This window comes from Micromonospora sp. NBRC 110037, from assembly GCF_001652995.1.
In the GTDB taxonomy this organism is placed as follows: domain Bacteria; phylum Actinomycetota; class Actinomycetes; order Mycobacteriales; family Micromonosporaceae; genus Micromonospora; species Micromonospora chalcea.
In genome coordinates this window covers 389,426-407,298 of record NZ_BBVA01000006.1, presented here as the reverse complement: position 1 = coordinate 407,298, position 17,873 = coordinate 389,426, and the positions used below count along the sequence as shown (strand labels likewise).

General features: G+C 75.2%; 16 protein-coding genes. 8 read left to right on the top strand and 8 right to left on the bottom strand.

Features of this window, described 5'->3' with window-relative positions; translation table 11 throughout:
• Positions 1 to 31 precede the first annotated feature (31 nt).
• Together A4R25_RS20300 and A4R25_RS20295 are read left to right on the top strand one after the other, a co-directional pair.
• Complete coding sequence (locus A4R25_RS20300; RefSeq protein WP_064447738.1) at positions 32 to 1,189, top strand: GNAT family N-acetyltransferase; 1,158 nt, start codon at positions 32 to 34, stop codon at positions 1,187 to 1,189.
• Complete coding sequence (locus A4R25_RS20295) at positions 1,186 to 2,292, top strand: GNAT family N-acetyltransferase (RefSeq protein WP_043326385.1); 1,107 nt, start codon at positions 1,186 to 1,188, stop codon at positions 2,290 to 2,292. Before A4R25_RS20300 ends, A4R25_RS20295 begins: the two co-directional genes overlap by 4 nt.
• Before the next feature lie 45 nt (positions 2,293 to 2,337).
• Here the strand turns inward: A4R25_RS20295 and hpf are convergent, their stop codons facing one another.
• From hpf to mtrA, 5 genes are all read right to left on the bottom strand, one after another.
• Positions 2,338 to 2,982: a ribosome hibernation-promoting factor, HPF/YfiA family gene (hpf, locus tag A4R25_RS20290; protein ID WP_064447737.1), complete on the bottom strand. Its 645-nt coding sequence runs from the start codon at positions 2,980 to 2,982 to the stop codon at positions 2,338 to 2,340.
• 250 nt (positions 2,983 to 3,232) lie between these two features.
• Complete coding sequence (locus A4R25_RS20285) at positions 3,233 to 3,937, bottom strand: ComF family protein (protein ID WP_064447736.1); 705 nt, start codon at positions 3,935 to 3,937, stop codon at positions 3,233 to 3,235.
• Between the two features lie 6 nt (positions 3,938 to 3,943).
• A complete protein-coding gene (locus A4R25_RS20280) occupies positions 3,944 to 5,743 on the bottom strand; it encodes an LpqB family beta-propeller domain-containing protein (protein WP_043326390.1) in 1,800 nt (599 codons plus the stop codon).
• A complete protein-coding gene (gene mtrB, locus A4R25_RS20275) occupies positions 5,740 to 7,491 on the bottom strand; it encodes an MtrAB system histidine kinase MtrB (RefSeq protein WP_369799310.1) in 1,752 nt (583 codons plus the stop codon). Before mtrB ends, A4R25_RS20280 begins: the two co-directional genes overlap by 4 nt.
• Before the next feature lie 16 nt (positions 7,492 to 7,507).
• Positions 7,508 to 8,197 carry an MtrAB system response regulator MtrA gene (gene mtrA / locus A4R25_RS20270; protein ID WP_030501405.1) on the bottom strand — a complete coding sequence of 230 codons (690 nt, stop codon included), beginning with the start codon at positions 8,195 to 8,197 and terminating at the stop codon, positions 7,508 to 7,510.
• A gap of 214 nt (positions 8,198 to 8,411) precedes the next feature.
• On the opposite strand from mtrA, the gene A4R25_RS20265 reads away from it, so the two are divergent.
• From A4R25_RS20265 to A4R25_RS20245, 5 genes are read left to right on the top strand one after another with little or no spacing between them, the layout of a single operon-like run.
• The gene (locus A4R25_RS20265; protein ID WP_064447735.1) at positions 8,412 to 9,257 is read left to right on the top strand and encodes a hypothetical protein; all 846 of its coding nucleotides are present in this window, start codon (positions 8,412 to 8,414) and stop codon (positions 9,255 to 9,257) included.
• The gene (locus tag A4R25_RS20260) at positions 9,254 to 9,853 is read left to right on the top strand and encodes a DUF4129 domain-containing protein (RefSeq protein WP_064447734.1); all 600 of its coding nucleotides are present in this window, start codon (positions 9,254 to 9,256) and stop codon (positions 9,851 to 9,853) included. Before A4R25_RS20265 ends, A4R25_RS20260 begins: the two co-directional genes overlap by 4 nt.
• On the top strand, positions 9,850 to 11,148 hold the full coding sequence (locus A4R25_RS20255; protein WP_064447733.1) for a DUF4350 domain-containing protein: 1,299 nt from the start codon (positions 9,850 to 9,852) through the stop codon (positions 11,146 to 11,148). The genes A4R25_RS20260 and A4R25_RS20255 overlap by 4 nt, the downstream gene beginning before the upstream one ends.
• Positions 11,145 to 12,122, top strand: coding sequence for a MoxR family ATPase (locus A4R25_RS20250; protein WP_064447732.1), 978 nt, complete (start codon positions 11,145 to 11,147; stop codon positions 12,120 to 12,122). Before A4R25_RS20255 ends, A4R25_RS20250 begins: the two co-directional genes overlap by 4 nt.
• Positions 12,119 to 13,429 carry a DUF58 domain-containing protein gene (locus A4R25_RS20245; RefSeq protein WP_064447731.1) on the top strand — a complete coding sequence of 437 codons (1,311 nt, stop codon included), beginning with the start codon at positions 12,119 to 12,121 and terminating at the stop codon, positions 13,427 to 13,429. The genes A4R25_RS20250 and A4R25_RS20245 overlap by 4 nt, the downstream gene beginning before the upstream one ends.
• Here A4R25_RS20245 and A4R25_RS20240 read toward each other — a convergent pair.
• A complete protein-coding gene (locus A4R25_RS20240; protein ID WP_064447730.1) occupies positions 13,407 to 14,360 on the bottom strand; it encodes a stage II sporulation protein M in 954 nt (317 codons plus the stop codon). The two genes, A4R25_RS20245 and A4R25_RS20240, sit on opposite strands and share 23 nt — an antisense overlap.
• 23 nt (positions 14,361 to 14,383) lie before the next feature.
• Between A4R25_RS20240 and A4R25_RS20235 the strand changes: the two genes are divergently transcribed.
• Complete coding sequence (locus A4R25_RS20235) at positions 14,384 to 15,376, top strand: RDD family protein (RefSeq protein WP_064447729.1); 993 nt, start codon at positions 14,384 to 14,386, stop codon at positions 15,374 to 15,376.
• A gap of 26 nt (positions 15,377 to 15,402) precedes the next feature.
• On the opposite strand, the gene efeB is transcribed toward A4R25_RS20235, so the two are convergent.
• Both efeB and efeO read right to left on the bottom strand, forming a co-directional pair.
• Positions 15,403 to 16,725: an iron uptake transporter deferrochelatase/peroxidase subunit gene (efeB, locus tag A4R25_RS20230; protein ID WP_043326398.1), complete on the bottom strand. Its 1,323-nt coding sequence runs from the start codon at positions 16,723 to 16,725 to the stop codon at positions 15,403 to 15,405.
• Complete coding sequence (gene efeO / locus A4R25_RS20225; protein ID WP_043326401.1) at positions 16,722 to 17,852, bottom strand: iron uptake system protein EfeO; 1,131 nt, start codon at positions 17,850 to 17,852, stop codon at positions 16,722 to 16,724. The genes efeB and efeO overlap by 4 nt, the downstream gene beginning before the upstream one ends.
• Positions 17,853 to 17,873 lie beyond the last annotated feature (21 nt).

Genomic DNA, 17,873 nt, shown 5'->3' with positions numbered 1-17,873 from the left:
CGTGCGCGAACGATCCGGCACGATGGCTCGGATGGAGCCTGTGGAGATCATCGAGGACGGCCTGCTGCTGCGCCCCTGGCGTGCGGCGGACGCCGACGCGGTGCACCGTGCCTGCCAGGATCCGGACATCCAGCGCTGGACCACCGTACCTCGCCCGTACCTGCCGGAGCACGCCGCCGAGTTCGTGACCACGTTCAGCGCGACCGCCTGGGCCGAGGGCGCGGGCGCACCGTTCGCGGTCTGCGACGCCGGCACCGGGGAGCTGCTCGCCTCGTGCGGCCTGGTCTCCGTGGACCGCGAGCTGGACTCGGCCGAGGTCGGCTACTGGACCGCGCCGTGGGCCCGGGGCCGGGACGTCGCGGTCCGCGCCACCCGCGCGCTCGCCCGCTGGGCGTTCGACGCGCTCAAGCTGCGCCGGCTCACCTGGCAGGCCGAGATCGGCAACCACGCCTCGCGGCTGGTCGCGCTGCGCGCCGGCTTCCGCGTCGAGGGTGAACTGCGGCTGGCCCACCCCAGCCCCGGCGGCCGTCCGGAGGGCTGGATCGGCTCCCTGTTCCCGGCCGAGCTGGCCGCGCCCGGCGACCCGGTCCCCTACGGGCCGGACACGCTGCAGGCCCGCCGCGCGGCGGTCTTCGGCCGCCCGCAGCCGGTCCTGTTCGCCACCGCCGGGGACACCGAGCTGCGGCTGCGCGCGCTGGAGGAGCGCGACCTGCCCGCGGTGACCCGCACCTGCCAGGACGAGCAGACGATCCGCTGGACCACGGTGCCGCACCCGTACCGGCCGGAGCACGCCGAGGGCTTCCTGCACGACCTGGTCCGCCCGGCCTGGGCCCGGGGCACCGCCGCGACGTTCGCCGTGGCCGACCCGGACGACAGCTACGTCGCCTCGATCGACCTGCGCATCCTCCCCAACGACCCGCTGGTGGCCGACGTGGGATACATGACCGCGCCGCACGCGCGCGGCCGGGGTTACCTGCCGGCCGCGCTCACCGCCGTGTGCGCCTGGGGCTTCACCACGCTCGGCCTGGCCCGGATCGAGTGGCGGGCCAACGTGGGCAACACCGCCTCGCGGCGGGCCGCCGAGAAGGCCGGCTTCACCGTCGAGGGCACGCTGCGCGGCGGCGTCCAGCACCGCGGCGAGCGCCAGGACGCGTGGATCGGCGCGCTGCTGCCGGAGGACCTGGTGTGACGCCGGAGACGATCGAGGGGTACGGCGTACGGCTGCGGCCGTGCCACCTCGGGGACGTGCCGGACATGGTGGCCGGGTGCGCCGACCCGGAGACCCGCCGGTTCATGCCTCTGCTGCCCGATCCCTACGACGAGGACGCCGCCCGCTGGTGGATCACCGAGGGCTCGCCGGCGGCGTGGGCGGCGGGTGGGGCCGCGTACACGATCGCCGACCCGGCCACCGACCGGCTCCTCGGCAGCATCGGTCTGAGCCGGCTCAGCGCGGAGCGGGCGAGCTACGAGATCGGTTACTGGGTGGGTCCCGCGGCGCGCGGCCGGGGCGTGGCGAGCGCCGCCACCCGGCTGCTGACCGAGCGTGCGTTCGCCGCCGGGGCGGCCCGGCTGGAACTGCTCACCCGCGTCGACAACGTGCCGAGCCAGCGCATCGCCCTGGCCTGCGGCTACCGGCACGAGGGCGTACGCCGGGCGGCGGGCGCGAGCGCGGGCGGCGTACGCGAGGATCTGATCGCCTGGGTACGGCTGGCCGACGACCCGCCGGGACCGGTCGCCCGTCTGCTGCCGGACCTGCCCGGCGGCCGGCTCACCGACGGCGTGGTGACGCTGCGCCCGGTGGGGCCGGCGGACACCGACGTGCTGCACCGGCTGCACTCGCTGCCGGAGGTGGTGGCGAACCGAGTGCCGCCGGTGGCGCCGGAGCGGGCCGCGCTCGCGCGGCGCTGCCGGCTGGCGGCGAGCCGCTGGCTGGCCGGCGAGGCCGCCGACCTGGCGATCGTCGACGCGGTGACCGGCGCTGTCGTCGGCGGGTGCGCGCTGTTCTACGACGAGCCCGCCACCGGCCAGGCGATGATCGGCTACAGCCTGCTGCCGGAGGCGCGCGGGCGCGGGCTGGCCGCGCGTACGGTCCGGCTGGTCGCCGGGTGGGCGTTCGGCATCGGGGTGGCCCGGCTCTGGGCCGGTACCCGGCCGGACAACGTGGCCTCGCAGCGCGTGCTGGAACGGGCCGGCTTCCGGCGGGAAGGGCTGCTGCGCGGGCGGCTGCCCGGCCCGGACGGCGCCCGGGTCGACTCGGTGGTCTACGGCCGGCTCGCCACCGACGAGAACTGAGACGGGCCCCCGCGCGTGCGGGGGCCCGTCTCACCGGTCAAGGGGTCACGTGTCGAGCTGGATGATCCCGTAGTCGTACGCGTGCCGCCGGTAGACCACGCTCGGGCGGCCGGACTCCTTGTCCTGGAACAGGTAGAAGTCGTGGCCGACCAGTTCCATCTGGAACAGCGCGTCGTCGACGGTCATCGGATCGGCGGGGTGGACCTTCGCCCGGGCGATGTGCCACGGCTGGTCGTCGGGTTCGACGTAACCGTCCTCGTCGGGACGTTCGGCGACGGCGGTGGCGGCGCCGTGGCCGTCGCGCGCCGCCAGGCCGGGCCCGTCGAGTTCGGCCACCGGCAGTCCGGCGGTCGCGGCGGCCACGGAGATCGGCGCGTGCCGCCCCCGGTGCACCCGGCGGCGGTCCGCAGCGCGGCGGAAGCGGGTGTCCAACTTGGCGATTGCGGCGTCGAGCGCGCTGTAGAAGTCGCTCGTGCAGGCCTCGGCCCGGATCACCGGGCCGCGCGTGACACAGGTGATCTCCACTCGCTGGCAGTGGTCCGCCTGGCGTGGATTGCGCTCGTGGAACAACTCGACGTCCACGCGAATGAGCTTCTGGTCGTAGCGTTCGATCTTCGCGAGCTTCTCGGCTACGTGCACCCGGTAATGGTCCGGCACTTCGACGTTACGGCCCTTGACCACGATGTCCACGTGACCTCCCTTGTTCGGACGGTCGTTCGGTCCGGAGAATCCGGTCGACCCGCCCGGGAGGGCCCCGCTCGGCGTCGACCGGTGGTGTTCGGCTACGCCTCCTTCCAGCGCCGGGGGAAGGTTGGCATCCTCTCTACCCCCGACACCGAAACGCTAACTCCTGTACCGCCAACCGTCACCCCTGGTTGCCGAAAGGGGTTGCGGAATTTAACACCTCATACACCATGGGGTGAAACGGATACACGAAGCGTCACCGAACGTGCCGCTTTTGCGTTGCGGCGAGCACGGCCGCGGCCTTTGGCGTCATTCCCGCGCGGTGCAACATCCGGCTCACCGCCGCGAGCGTCGCGCCGGTGGTGACGATGTCGTCCAGCAGCACCACGGTCCCGGCCGGGTGGTGTCCGGTCACGGGGCGGCGCAACCGGAACGCCGCCTCGGCCGCGGTGGCCCGTCCGGCGCTGTCCAGCGTCACCGAGTCGGGCCGGGACAGTGCCCGCAGCGGTCGCAGCACGCGTACCGGCCAGCCGGCCGCGCGCAGCCGGGACGCCGCCGGGCGGACCAGCCGGTCCAGGTGGTCGCCGTAGCGGGCCCGGGCGGCGCGGGCGGTGTCCGGCACCGCCACCAGCGTCACCGGGCCGGGCGGCCCCACCGCCTCGGCGACCACCTCCGCCAGCAGCGCGCCGAGCGGCCGGGCCAGCCCGTGCCGGCCCCGTTCCTTGTACGCGAGCAGCGCCTCGCGCAGCGCCCCGCCGTACGGGCCGAGCGCGACACAGGGCGGCAGGCCGGGCGGGGCCGGATCGGGCCGGGTGGGCGCGGGGCGCAGCGACTCCAGTTCGCGTACGCAGCCGGGGCAGAAGCCCTGCCGCAGCCGCGGCGCTCCCCCGCCGCAGCCGGCGCACCCGGCGGGCAGCACCAGGTCGGTCAGGTCCGACCAGAGCCCGCCCAGGTCACGCACGGCGGCTCAGTAGAGGAAGAACGGGGCGGTCGGGTTGGTCGCCCGGCTGCCGGCCGGCACGTCGAGCACCTGCTCCCGCTTGACGAAGTCGAACGGGTTGTTCCGCCAGGCCGCCCCGTCCGTCTCGAACATGAACGAGAACGCGGCCAGGCCCCGGTCGCTGCCGCCCGGATACCCGGCGAGCTGGGTGACCGGGGCGCCGATCTCCACCGCCAGCGGGGTCTCCCACACGCCGTCGACGCTGAGCTGGTGGATCGCCGAACGCCGGTCCGCCTCGTTGCCGGCCAGCACGAGTTCGTTCTCCGCCACCCAGTCCACCACCGTCACGCCGGTGAGCAGGGTGGCCACCCGGCGCGGCTGTCCCAGGTTGACCACGCCGCCGTCGACGCTGACCGCGGCGACGTAGAGCGCGCCGCCGCTGACCAGTGCGACCCGGTGGCCTTCGAGGGAACCGGCGACCGCCGTCACCGGGCCGGACACGGACAGCGCGATCTCGCTCATCCGGCCCGACCCGTCGAACCGGTAGAGCTTGCCGTCTGCCGCCACCAGGCCACCCGGCCGGGCCTTGGTCAGCGACCGCAGCCAGGTCGGGCGGCTCATCGCGCGGAACGTGCGGTCGCTCGCGTTGAGCGTGGCCACCGGCTCCGCGCCGGAGCCCACCTTGAGCCGCTTGCGGTTGTCGGCGCCGGTCACGACGAGCGCGGCCAGCACCTGCTCCTCGGCACGGGCGAGCGCGGCGGAGACCACGTTGCGGTTCTCCTCCGGCGGCAGCGGCACGGCGGCCCGCGGCTCGTTGCCGAACGCCAGTGGGCGTACGGCGCCGTCGTAGACGCCCAACCGCATCGGGTTCGCCCCGCGCGGGTACGCGACGACCGAGACGCGCTCCCGCCGGAGGTCGACGGTCAGCCGCTTCTGGTTCTGGATCTTGAGGTCGACCACGCCGTCCAGGTCCGACAGGGACCAGGCCAACTGGGTGCCGAGCCGGTTCAGCCGCTGCTCGTTGGCCCCCGGCATGTTCAGGTTGATCTCCCAGTGCCCGTCCGTCCCGGTCGCGTTGTTGATCAGCTGGGTGCCGTCGGGCAACCCGGTCACGCCGGCGGCCAGCCAATCCGAGGGGCGGTCCGCCAGCCACTTCATCACCTCGGTGATCCGCCGCTCGGTCGGCGCCGAGGAGAGCAGGTAGCGCTGGTCCGGCACCAGCCGGGTCTGGTCCGAGTTCCAGAAGTAGACGGTGCGGGGGCGGTAGTACTCACGCATCGCCGAGTCACTGGCCAGCAGCACGTTCGGCGCCTCGGTGATCAGCAGCCCGGTCCCGGCCGGCTCGGCGCGGCGCAGCTCGAAGACGTACTGCGTGTCGCTGGCCACCGGCGGCCCGAGCGTGCCGTCCGCCCGCAGCACGCCGACCTGCTGCACCTTGAGCGTCACCGTGCTGGTGCCCTGGTTGTTCGGCGGCGTGCTCTCCGGCTTCTCCCGCAGCCGCACCACGGTCAACTCGACCTCGCTGGTCTGCGGCTTGCCCGGGAGCAGGTCGCGGGACTCCTCGGCGAGGAACTTCCGGGCCCGGGCGTACGCCTGGTCGCGTTCCCCGGCCGCCGCCGCCCGCAGGTAGTTCTCGATGAACGGCACCGGCTCGCTGCTGTCGGCCGGTTCGGGCGGCCGGGCCGGACTGCCGTTGAGCGCTCCGCCCTGCGCGGCCGGCACCGAGCCGTCGATCTGGACGTCTGTCTCACCCGGGATGCCGCAGCCGACGAGCGCGGCCGGAAGCAGGGCGCCGGCCAGCAGCAGGGCCAGGGCGCGGCGGCTCACGGCCGGACCTCCGCCCGGTCGCCGTCGGCGGCGGGCTCCACGGTCAGCGTTCCGGCGTCGGTGCCCGGGCCGATGGCGAGCAGGCCGCCGTCGCGGGGACCGCCGAACGGCACCGTGGCGTCGGCCGGCACCAGCCGCAGCGGGGAGGTGGTGAGCCGGTCCCCGGCCCGGGCCGGCAGCGTGAGCCGGAACTGGGCGCCCTGGCCGGGCGCGCCCCACGCCTCCAGCCAGCCGCCGTGCAGGCGGGCGTCCTCCAGGCTGATCGACAGGCCGAGCCCGGTGCCGCCGGTCTGCCGGGCCCGCGACGGGTCGGCCCGCCAGAAGCGGTTGAACACCAGCTTCTCCTCCCCCGGCTTGAGGCCGACGCCGTGGTCCCGCACGGTGATCGCCACCGCGCTGCGGTCCTGACCCAGGGTGATCCGTACCGGTTTGGCCTCGCCGTGCTCGACCGCGTTGCCGACCAGGTTGCGCAGCACCCGCTCGACGCGGCGCGGGTCGACCTCGGCGATCACCGGAGTGTCCGGCAGGTCCAGCTCGATCGTGACCCCGACCCGCTCGGCCAGCCCGGCCAGCCGCTCGGTGACCCGGTGCACCACCGGCACCAGGTCGGTGGGCTCGCTGTCCAGCACCGCGAAGCCGGCGTCGAACCGGCTGATCTCCAGCAGGTCGGTGAGCAGCTCCTCGAACCGGTCCAGCTCGGCCTGGAGCAGCTCGGCGCTGCGGGCCACCGCCGGGTCGAACTCGTCCCGCTCGGCGAAGATCAGGTCGGCGGCCATCCGGACCGTGGTCAACGGGGTCCGCAGCTCGTGCGAGACGTCGGAGGTGAACCGGCGTTGCAGCCGGGACATCTCCTCCAGCCGGAGGATCTGCCGTTGCAGGTTCGTCGCCATCTGGTTGAACGAGGCGGCCAGCAGGGCGAGGTCGTCCTCGCCGTTCACCACCATGCGCTGGTCGAGCAGGCCGGCGGAGAGCCGCTGCGCGGTGCGCGCGGCCACCCGTACCGGCGTCACCACCAGGCGGGTGACCAGGGCGGCCAGCAGGCCGAGCAGGAGGACGAGCGCGACGCCGGTGGCGACCACCGTGGCCCGGGCGTCGGCCGCCGTCGCGTCCTGCCGGGCCAGGGGTACGAGGTAGTAGAGCTCGACCTGCCCGAACTTGGTGGGCACCGGGGAGCCGTAGACCAGGTATTTGGTGCGTTCGCCGCCGAGCGACCCGGTGCGGATCTGGTGGGCGACCTTGCCGGAGGCCACGGCGGCCCGCAGCTCGTCGCCGATCACCGTGCCGACCGGCACCTCGGGCGTGGTGCGCGGCTCGATGAACTCGGCGAAGTTGTCGGCGGTGATCGCCACCACGACGCCGCTGGTCTGCGTCGGGTCACCGCCGGCCAGGTAGTTCACCGTGCCGTCGATGGTGTTCTGGAGCTGCGCCTCCTGCGGCTGGCTGTAGAGGTTGAACTGCTTCGCCGCGTACTCGCTGCCGTTGCTCAGCCGCAGCCGCACGTCGGTCTCGGCGTTCTCCAGCAGGATGCTGGTGATCTTGTCGGCGATCAGGTAGGCGAAACCGCCCACCAGCAGACTCGACGCCACCAGCGTGATGGTGACCACACGCACCTGGAGCGACCGCCGCCAGGCCTGGTGCACCGCGGCGACCAGCCGGGCGACCCGGCCGCTCAGGGCGAGCCAGAGCGCCCGCACGGCGTGGAGCCGGCGGGGCTCGGCGGTCGGCGTGTCCGGCAGCGGGGTGGTCACCACAGTGCTGACCAGGCTATCCGGTACCCGCCTTGTAACCCACGCCCCGCACGGTCAGGATGATTTCGGGTCGCTCCGGATCCGGCTCGATCTTGGCGCGCAGCCGCTGCACGTGCACGTTCACCAGGCGGGTGTCGGCGGCGTGGCGGTAGCCCCAGACCTGTTCCAGCAGCACCTCGCGGGTGAAGACCTGACGCGGCTTGCGGGCGAGCGCGACCAGCAGGTCGAACTCCAGCGGGGTCAGCTTCACCTCGTCGCCGTCGCGGCTGACCGTGTGCGCCGGCACGTCGATGGTGATCTGGTTGCCGGGCGGCCCGATCGTCAGCATCTCCGGGGCCACGTCCTCGCCCCGGCGCAGCCGGGCCCGCATCCGGGCCACCAGCTCCTTGGGCTTGAACGGCTTGACCACGTAGTCGTCGGCGCCGGACTCCAGGCCGAGCACCACGTCCACGGTGTCGCTCTTGGCGGTCAGCATCACGATCGGCACGCCGGACTCGCCCCGGATGGCGCGGGCCACGTCGATGCCGCTCATGCCGGGGAGCATCAGGTCGAGCAGGACGATGTCGGGTCGGTTGTCGCGGAAGGCGGCCAACGCCCGTTCGCCGTCCGCGACGAAGGACGGCACGAAGCCCTCGCTGCGCAGCACGATGCCGAGCATCTCGGCGAGGGCGGGGTCGTCGTCGACCACGAGTACCCGGGCTCTCATGGGGTTTATCGTTCCATCCCCGTTCGTCTGGAGGGGTTCGGCGTCTCCACGGCACGGTAGCGCCGAGCGGGCCCGCGCACCACAGCAAGCGGCGTGGCCGCACAGCGTGGCGCGTCAGGGCGGACGGGTCCACCGGATGCGGACCCGCCGTGCAACCATGATCCCTCGGGCGCCGCGCCGCCCGCCACCTCCGCCCTGCCCGCCAGGAGTACGCGTGCCCGACGCCGGCCCGACCGCGGTACTGCCGCGCCGTCCGCTGACCGTCGGCGAACTGCTCGACGCGGCAGTGCTGCTGCTGCGCGACCACGCTCGGGTGCTCGTCCCGCTCGCCCTCGTGCTGGCCCTCGCCGAGCAGGCGGTGCTCCACCCGCTGCGGCTGCTGGTCGAGGCCGACCCGCCGCAGTGGTGGCCGGCGGATTTCGGTGACTCGCTGCCCTGGTACTGGCTGCTGCTGGCGACCGGCGCCGGCACCGAGGCGGCGATCATCGCGCTGCTGGGCGGCCCGGCCGCGCGCGGCGCCGGCGCGGCCCTGCTGGGGCGCCGTCCCGGGCCGGCCGAGTTGCTGCGCGGCTCCCGGCCCGGCCCCGTGGTGCTGGCCGCCGTCGCGGTCGGCCCCGTCGTCACGCTCGCCGCACTGACCGGGCCGGGCTGGTTCCTGGCGTACGGGCTGCTCGGCCTGGTGGTGCCGGTGCTGGTGCTGGACGGGGTGCCCGGACACCGGGCCCCGTGGCGGGCGATCCGCCTGGCGGGCCGGGTGAGCGCGCGGGCCGCCGCCGTCCGGCTGCTGGGCTACCTGGGCTGGTGGCTGATCCGGCTCGGCATCGGGCTGGGCGTCTATCACGGTCTCGGCATGCTGGGCCTGTTCGACGTGTCCGCCTGGGCGCTGCCGGTGACCGTCGCCGCCTTCGCCGCGGTGAACGCGCTGGCGTACCCGGCGCTGGCCTGCCTGGACGCGGTGCTGCACCTGGAGACCCGGATCCGCACCGAAGGGCTGGACATCCGGCTCTCCCGCGCGCCGGCGGGCGTACCGGAACCGGTCCTGCTGGCGGCGCAGCGGTGAGCCGGTGGTGGACCGAGACGGTGGCGGCCCTCGGTGACCTGCTGCCGCTGCCGCTGGCCGCGCTGATCCTGCTGGCGGTCGCGCTGCTGGCCGCCCTGGGCTGGTACTTCTTCCCGGCCTGGGTGCCCCGCCGGCTGCCCCGGTTCTCACTGCCCCGGCTGCGCCTGCCGCGCCTGCCCCGGCTGCGGCTGCCCCGCCTGCGCCGGCCCGCGCGCCGCCGCCGCTCCGATCCGCCGCCGGTACGCGTGCCCGAGCCCCGGACCCCGGAGGCCGTGCCGGCCGGCGCGCCCGGGCTGGCCGACCGGCTCGCGGCCGAGGGCCGGTACGCCGAGGCGGTCCGGGAACGGCTGCGCGAGATGGTCCGGCTCCTGGTCACGCGGCACGTCGTGGAGCCCCGCCCCGGGCTCACAGTGGTCGAGCTGACCGAGGCGGCGGCCCGTGCCCGGCCCCAGGTGCGGCCGACGCTGCACACCGCCGGGGCGATCTTCTCCGACCTCTGGTACGCCCAGCGTCCCGCCACCGCCGCGCACGACCACCGGATGCGTGAACTCGCCGCCGACCTGCGTCGCGAGCTGACCGGGGAGGAGCCGCGATGACCGCCACCGTGACGCCGGCGGAGACGGCCACCGCCGCGACGCCGCGCCGTCGGCGGCACCGGCTGCTCGTCCCGCTCGGGCTGGCCGTGCTGCTGATCGTGACCACGCTCGTGCTGCACGCCGTCGACCGGCCCGACACCGACGAGCCCGGCTTCCTCTCCCCGGTCGCCACCGACGACGACGGGGGCAGCCGGCTCGCCGAGGCGCTGCGCGCGCAGGGCGTGCCGGTGCGCCGGGAGACCGCGTTCGACGGGGTGCTGCAGACCGCCGGCATCGCGCCGAGCACCGTCTTCGTGCCCGCGCCCGGACTGGTGCACCCGGACCTGCTCGACCGCCTGACCGCCCTGCCCCCGGGCACCCGCCTGGTGTTCGTCGAGCCCTCCCCGCGGGTGCTCGCCGAACTGGACACGCCGGTCGAGGCGGCCGCCCGGCGCTGGGCCGCGCGGGCCGTGCCGCCGGACGCGGACGGCACGCCGTGCCCGCTGCCCGAGGCGGTCCGGGCCGGCACCGCCGCGATCGACCTGCAGCGCTACGCCGGGCCGGCCGAGGTCGGCCACTGCTACGGCGGCGCGCTGCTGCGCGTCCCCGGACGGGTCGAGGTGGTGCTGGCCGGCGCCAGCGACCCGTTCCGCAACGACCGGATCGGCGAGTGGGGCAACGAGGCCCTCGCCACCGGTCTGCTCGGCGGGAACCGCCCGCTCGTCTGGCTCGACCTGCCCGAGCCGGTACCGGCCCCGACCCGCCCGAGCTGGTCCCCGGAACCCTTCAGCGAGGAGCCCGCCCAGGGCGGCGACGGCGAACGGTCGGAACGGCCCGACCCGCCCGACCGCGCCGACCCGCCGTGGGAGAACCCGCTCTGGGGCGCCTTCCCGCAGTGGTTCTGGGCGCTCCTGGCGCAGCTCGCCCTGGCCGGGCTGCTCGTCGTGCTCTGGCGGGCCCGCCGGCTCGGGCCACCGGTGTCGGAGCCGCTGCCGGTGACCGTGCGGGCCGCCGAGACGGTACGCGGCCGGGCGCGGCTCTACCGCCGGGCGGGCGCCCGGGACACGGTCGCCGAGACGCTGCGCGCCGCCGCGCTGGACCGGCTCCTGCCCCGGCTCAACCTGCCTCCGGACACGCCCGACGACGAGGTGGCCGCCCGGATCGCCGAGCGTGCCGGCGCCGACCCGGAACGGGTGGCCGAACTGCTCTACGGCCCCGCCCCGGAGAAGGACCGCGAGCTGCTGGAGCTGGCCCGCGAACTGGACGCCCTGACCCGTACCCTGGCCCCGCATCCGAGCGAAGGAGACACCCGGTGACCGGACCCGTCACGACCACCGCCCCGTCCGGCGCCCGCGCCGCCCTGCACCGGCTGCGCGCCGAGGTGGCCAAGGCCGTCGTCGGGCAGGACGCCGTGGTCACCGGGCTGGTGATCGCGCTGCTCTGCCGGGGGCACGTGCTGCTGGAGGGCGTACCGGGGGTGGCCAAGACGCTGCTGGTGCGGACGCTTGCCGCCGCGCTCGACCTGGACGCCAAGCGGGTGCAGTTCACCCCCGACCTGATGCCCGGCGACGTCACCGGCTCGCTGATCTTCGACCAGCGCACCGCCGCGTTCACGTTCCGGGAGGGGCCGGTCTTCACCAACCTGCTCCTCGCCGACGAGATCAACCGCACCCCGCCGAAGACGCAGTCGGCGCTGCTGGAGGTGATGGAGGAACGGCAGGTCTCGGTCGAGGGCGAGCGCCGTCCGCTGCCCGACCCGTTCATCGTCGCGGCCACCCAGAACCCGGTCGAGTACGAGGGCACCTACCCGCTGCCCGAGGCGCAGCTCGACCGCTTCCTGCTCAAGCTGACGGTGCCGCTGCCGGAGCGGGAGGAGGAGCTGGGTGTGCTCCGCGCGCACCACGCCGGTTTCGACCCGCGTGACCTGCGTGCCGCCGGCGTACGCCCGGTGGCCGGTGCGGCGGACCTGGCCGCGGCCCGGGCCGAGGTGCAGCGGGTGCACGTGGCCGAGCCGGTGCTCGGCTACATCGTGGACGTGTGCCGGGGCACCCGTTCCGCCCCGGCGCTGGAGCTGGGCGCGTCGCCCCGGGGCGCCACCGCGCTGCTGAACACCGCCAAGGCGTGGTCCTGGCTGGCCGGCCGGGACCACGTCACGCCGGACGACGTGAAGGCGGTGGCCCGGCCCACGCTGCGGCACCGGCTGCGGCCGCGCCCGGAGGCGGAACTGGAGGGCGTGACCGTGGACGCGGTGCTGGACTCGGTGCTGGCCACCGTGCCGACGCCGCGATGACCTGGCGGGCGGGTCTGCTGCTCGGCGTGGGCGCGCTGACGCTGCCGTTCTGGCCGGCGCCGTTCGTCGGGGTGGCCGTGCTGACCGTCGTGGTGCTGCTGCTGGTGGCGCTCGACCGGGCGATGGCCGCCCCGCCGCACGCGCTCACGGTGACCCGCTCCGGCGACCGTACGGTGCGGCTCGGCGGCACCGCCACCGTCACGCTGCACCTGACCAACCCGACCCACCACACGCTGTACGCCCAGGTGCGCGACGCCTGGGTGCCGTCGGCCGGGGCCCGCCCGGACGTGCCGCCGCAGCGCCTGCTCACCGTGCCGCCCGGCGGCGTCGCCACGCTGCCGGTCCGGCTCACCCCGACCCGGCGCGGCGACCGGCCCGCGGTGGCGCTGACCGTACGCTCGCTCGGGCCGATGCGCCTGGGCGCCCGGCAGCGCGCCGGGCAGCCCGCCACCCCGCCGTGGACGCTGCGGGTGCTGCCCCGGTTCGACTCCCGCCGGCACCTGCCGGAGAAACTGGCCCGGCTGCGGGTCATCGACGGTGTGCAGGTGACCCGGGGGCGCGGCCACGGCACCGAGTTCGACACGCTGCGCGAGTACGCGGTGGGCGACGACGTCCGTTCGATCGACTGGCGGGGCAGCGCCCGGCGCGCCGACATCCTGGTCCGCACCTGGCGCCCGGAACGGGACCGGCGCCTGGTCTGCGTTCTGGACACCGGCCGCACCTCGGCGGTCCGGCTGGGCGACGAGCCCCGGCTGGACACCGCCATCGACGCGGCGCTGCTGCTCACCGCGCTCGCGGCCCGCGCCGGTGACCGGGTGGACCTGCTGGCGGCGGACACCGAGATCCGGGCGCGGGTGACCGGCAGCGGCCGTCCGGCCCTGCTCGCCCGGCTGGTCGAGGCGGTGGCGCCGCTGGAGCCGACGCTCGCCGAGACCGACTTCGAGCTGATCGCCGGCGAGGTGCTGCGCCGGGAGCGGCAGCGCAGCCTGGTGGTGCTGTTCACCGCGCTGGAGGCGGGCGCGATCGGCGAAGGGCTGCTGCCGGTGCTGCCCCGGCTGGCGACCCGGCACCGGGTGGTGCTGGCCGCCGGCAGCGACCCGGTGCTGAGCAGGCTCGCCACTGCCACCCCGACCGGCCCGGACGACCCGTACGCGGCCGCGTCGGCGTGGCGGGCGCTGGCCGAGCGGGACCGGGTACGCGCCGCGCTGTCCCGCTACGGGGTGACGGTGGTGGACGTGCCGGCCCACCGGCTCGCCCCGGCCGTCGCGGACACCTACCTGCGGCTCAAGTCCCTCGGTCAGCTCTGACCGCGCGCCGGCCGAGCACCAGCGCGTACGCGAGGAAGGCCAGCCACACCGCGGCGCCGGCGGCCACCCGGAGCGCGACCGGCAGCGGCGCCGGGGTGACGAACGCCTCGACCAGCGCGGAGACCGCGAACAGGCCGACCAGCCCGGCCGCGACCACGACGGCGAGCCGGCCCGCCTCGGCGACCGCCCGGCCGCGCCCGAGGTCCGCGGGCGGGGCGATCCAGGCCCAGGCGGTACGCAGTCCGACCCCGGCGGCGACGTAGATGCCGGTCAGTTCCAGCAGGCCGTGCGGTGTGATCAGGCCGAAGAAGACGTCTCCCCGGCCGTAGGCGACCATCACGCCGCCGACCACGCCGATGTTCAGCGCGTTCTGCCACAGCAGCCAGAGCACCGGCACCACGAGCACGCCGGCGGCCAGGCACTGGGCGGCCAGCCAGGCGTTGTGCGTCCACAGGTGGAACGCGAAGGTGGGCGCGGCGAACTCGGTGTAGTAACCGGCGAAACCGGAGTCGACGAGTTCCCGGGCGGCCTCGTCGCCGACGAACGCGGCGGCGGTGTCCGGGTTGCCGGCGACGAACCAGATGAGGAACGCGGTGAGCAGGCTGAACCCGGTGGCCACGCCGCACCACCACGGCCAGGCACGGTAGAGGGCGGCGGGCAGGTCGGCGGCCAGGAACCGGCCCACCGCCGCCCAGGAGAACCGCTGACGGCCGGTGACCCGGGCGCGGGCCGCGAGGACCAGGTGGGACAGGCGGTTGACCAGCGCCGGCTCGGGCGCCCGGGCGCGCAGGGCGGACAGGTGCGTGGCGCTGCGCTGGTAGAGCGCCACCAGCTCGTCGACCTCTGCCGCGTCGAGGCGACGCCGCCCGGTCAGGTACTCCAGCCGCCGCCATTCGGCGTTGTGTTCGGCCACGTACGCATCGAGATCCACTCGCCCTCCCCCGTTCGGCGTCCATGGTGTTCACTGTCGGGGTGCGCGCGCAACCTCCCCCACCGCCCCGGTGGGCCGACGCCGGTCTGGTCAGCGGCGAGGCGGTGGAGCTGGACGTCCGGGCGGCCCGGCTGGGCTCCCGGGTGCTGGCCCTGCTGATCGACGCGGTGATCCAGCTCGCGCTGGCGCTCGTGCTCGGCGCGGTGCTGGGGATGGTGGCGCTCGCCCTGCTCGGGGACTACCTCGACGCCGCCCTGGCGGGGGCGCTGCAGATCGTGCTGCTGGTGCTGGTGCTGATCGGCTATCCGGTGGTGATGGAACGTTTCGCCGGTGGCCGGACGGTGGGCAAGCTGGCCGTCGGGCTGCGGGTGGTCCGGGCCGACGGCGGCCCGGTGGGGGTGGCCCAGTCGCTGACGCGGGCGCTCGTCGGCGTCGCGGTGGAGTGGCCCGGGCTGGTGCTGCCGCTGCTGAGCTGGGCGGCGAGCGTCACGGTGATGCTCACCGACCCGCGCGGACGCCGGCTGGGTGACCTGGTCGCCGGCACGCTCGTGGTGCACACCCGGGGCGCGACGCTGTGGCGGCCGCTGCCGCCGGCCGCGCCGCCGCTGCTGGCCTGGGCCGGCACGCTCGACCTGACCCGCCTCGACGACGGGCTGGCGCTGGCCGTGCGGCAGTACCTGGACCGGCTGCCCCAGCTCGCCGAACCGGACCGGTTCCGGCTGGGCCGGGGGCTGTGGACGGAGGTCGCGGCGGTCACCTCGCCGCCTCCGCCGTGGGCCGCGCCGGACTGGGCGTACCTGTCGGCGGTGCTCGCCGAGCGGGGGCGGCGGGCGGCGCACCGGCTGGGCCGCAGCCGGGCGGTCGCCGCCACGCTCTGGCCGGAGCTGGTCCCGGCGCCCGCCGTGCTGCCGGGCTCCACCGGGCCGGGCGCCGTCCTGCCAGGCCCCGCCGGGCCGGGCGCGGGCCGGTTGCGGCCCGCCGCGCCGCAGGTCGAACCCGATCCGGTACGCCGCTGAGCCGCCTCGGGTGAGCTGAGCCGGCTTCAGGAGAACAGCGCGCGCCCCCACCAGTCGGCTGCGTCGCGCAGGCCGGGCGGGCAGGCGAACAGGCCGCTGGAGACGTGCCGCAGGTATTCGTTCATCGCGTCGTTGCGGGCCAGCCGGGTCTGGATCGGCACGAACTGCCGGCGCGGGTCGCGCTGGTAGGCGATGAAGAACAGCCCGGCGTCGAGCCGGCCCAGCCCGTCCGAGCCGTCCACGAAGTTGTAGCCGCGGCGCAGCAGGCGGGCGCCGTCGTTGGTGTCCGGGTGGGCCAGCCGTACGTGCGCGGTGTCGGCGATGAGCGGCTCGCCGTCGTCGCCCCTGGCGGCGAAGTCCGGCTCGTCGAACTCGTCCCGGCGGCCGATCGGCGCGCCGCTGCCCTTGGTCCGGCCGACGATCATCTCCTGCTCGGCCAGCGGGCTGCGGTCCCACGTCTCGATCAGCATCCGGATCTTCCGGGTGACCAGGTAGGAGCCGCCGGTCATCCAGTCGGGGCCGTCACCGGGCTGCACCCAGAGCTGGTCGCGGAGCAGGGCGGCGTCCTCGGCCTTGAGGTTGGCGGTGCCGTCCTTGAAGCCGAACAGGTTGCGTGGCGTGGCCTGGTCCCGCGACGTCGACGAGGTACGCCCGAAGCCGAGCTGCGACCAGCGGACGCTCACCACGCCCATGCCGATCCGGGCGAGGTTGCGGATGGCGTGCACCGCGACCTGCGGGTCGTTGGCGCACGCCTGGACGCAGATGTCGCCGCCGGACAGTTCCGGCCGCAGCGCGTCCCCGGCGAAGTGCGGCAGGTCGGCCAGGGCGGCCGGACGCCGGGCGGCGATGCCGAAGCGGTCCCGGCCCTGCGCGTCGCGGAACAGCGTCGGTCCGAAGCCCACGGTGAGGGTGAGCTGCGACGGGGGCAGCCCGAGCGCCTCGCCGGTGTCGTCCGGCGGAGCCTCGGGCATGCCGCCGACCGCGCCGATCACCCCGGCGTCCTTCCCGGCGGTCATCCGGGCCGCGGCGGCGGTCCACTCCTGGAGCATGGCGACGAGCCGGTCCCGGTCCTTGGTGACCACGTCGAACGCGACGAAGTGCAGCCGGTCCTGGGCCGGGGTGGTGATGCCGGCCTGGTGCTCGCCGAGGAACGGCACGGAACCGGCGGCCGATCCGGTCGCTGATGCCTCGTTCCCGCCGGCGAGCAGCGCGCCCGCGCCACCCGCCACCCCGGCGACACCGGCCACGCCGACGCCGGCCAGGGTCATCGCCCGGCGCCGGGACAGGCCGCGGCCGGTCCGCTCGCGGTTCGGCTCGCTCGTCGCGTCACCGCCGGCCGGGCCGGTCATCGCGCGACTGCCGCCGCGACCTTGCTGACCGGCTCGGCCAGCGCGTTGACCGCGTCCGACAGCTCCTTCAGCTCGTCCTTGCCGAGCTGGGTGTGCAGCTTCCAGCCGTCGCCGGCGCGGTGCTTGCCGAGCGTGGTCTCCACGTTCGCGAACTCGCTGTCGAGCTGCTTGACCAGGTCGGGCGCGCGCTGCTCCAGCGCCGGACGCAGCGCGGCGACGGCCGCCTTGGAGCCCTCCAGGTTGGCGTTGAAGTCCCAGAGGTCGGTGTGCGAGTAGCGCTCCTCCTCGCCGGTGATCTTCCCGCTGGCGACCTCGTCGAGCAGCGCCTTGGCACCGTTGGCGAGCTGGAGCGGGGTGAGCTTCTCGGCGTCCGCCTTGGCCACGATCGCCTTCACGTCGGCCAGGAGCCGGTCGGCGATCGGGCCGTCGGAGCTGACGTCGCCGGTGGTCCAGAGGTCCTTCTCGATCCGGTGGAAGCCGGTGAACTCCATGCCCTCCTCGACCACCTCCTCGCGGCCGTCGATCTTCGGGTCGAGATCGCCGAAGCTCTCCGCGACCGGCTCGATCCGCTCCCAGTAGGTGCGGGCCACCGGGTACAGCGCCTTGGCCTTCGCCACGTCTTTCGCCTTGACCGCGGCCACGAACTCCTCGGTCTTCGTCAGCAGCGCGGCGGTCTGGCTGCGCACGTACCGCTGGTAGCTCTCGGTGGCCTGGGTCAGCGCGGCGTCGGGGGCGACAGTCGCGGCGGTGCCGCTCACCTTCAGCGCGCCCCGGATGCCCCGGCCGCTCATTCCCGGCTTGCAGGCCGTCTCGTACGTGCCGGCGGTCAGCTCGACGCGCAGCTCCCGGCTGAGCCCGGGGGCGATGTTCTCCACCTCGCCCATCACCCGGTCACCGGCGGCGTAGACGTAGAACTCGTTGACCTTGGAACCGTTGTTCGTCACCTTGAACGTGACCTGACCGGCGTCGATCTCGGTGTCGGCGACCTCGCAGACGGTGTCGGTGGCCTTGACTGCGATCGGCCCGCCGTTCTTGGCGTCGGCGTCGTCACCGCCCCCGCAGCCGGTCAGTCCGGCGACGGCGAGCAGCCCGGCGGCGGCGGGCGCGACGAGTCGGGTGGTACGCATCGTGCGGTCTCCTCGGGAACG

What these genes read in the sequence shown, in the direction of transcription:
- A4R25_RS20255 (WP_064447733.1), top strand. Translation starts at nt 9,850, where the DNA reads ATGACCGCCACCGTGACGCCGGCGGAGACGGCCACCGCCGCGACGCCG.
- A4R25_RS20300 (WP_064447738.1), top strand. Translation starts at nt 32, where the DNA reads ATGGAGCCTGTGGAGATCATCGAGGACGGCCTGCTGCTGCGCCCCTGG.
- mtrA (WP_030501405.1), bottom strand. Translation starts at nt 8,197, where the DNA reads ATGAGAGCCCGGGTACTCGTGGTCGACGACGACCCCGCCCTCGCCGAG.
- A4R25_RS20245 (WP_064447731.1), top strand. Translation starts at nt 12,119, where the DNA reads ATGACCTGGCGGGCGGGTCTGCTGCTCGGCGTGGGCGCGCTGACGCTG.
- efeO (WP_043326401.1), bottom strand. Translation starts at nt 17,852, where the DNA reads ATGCGTACCACCCGACTCGTCGCGCCCGCCGCCGCCGGGCTGCTCGCC.
- efeB (WP_043326398.1), bottom strand. Translation starts at nt 16,725, where the DNA reads ATGACCGGCCCGGCCGGCGGTGACGCGACGAGCGAGCCGAACCGCGAG.
- A4R25_RS20235 (WP_064447729.1), top strand. Translation starts at nt 14,384, where the DNA reads ATGGTGTTCACTGTCGGGGTGCGCGCGCAACCTCCCCCACCGCCCCGG.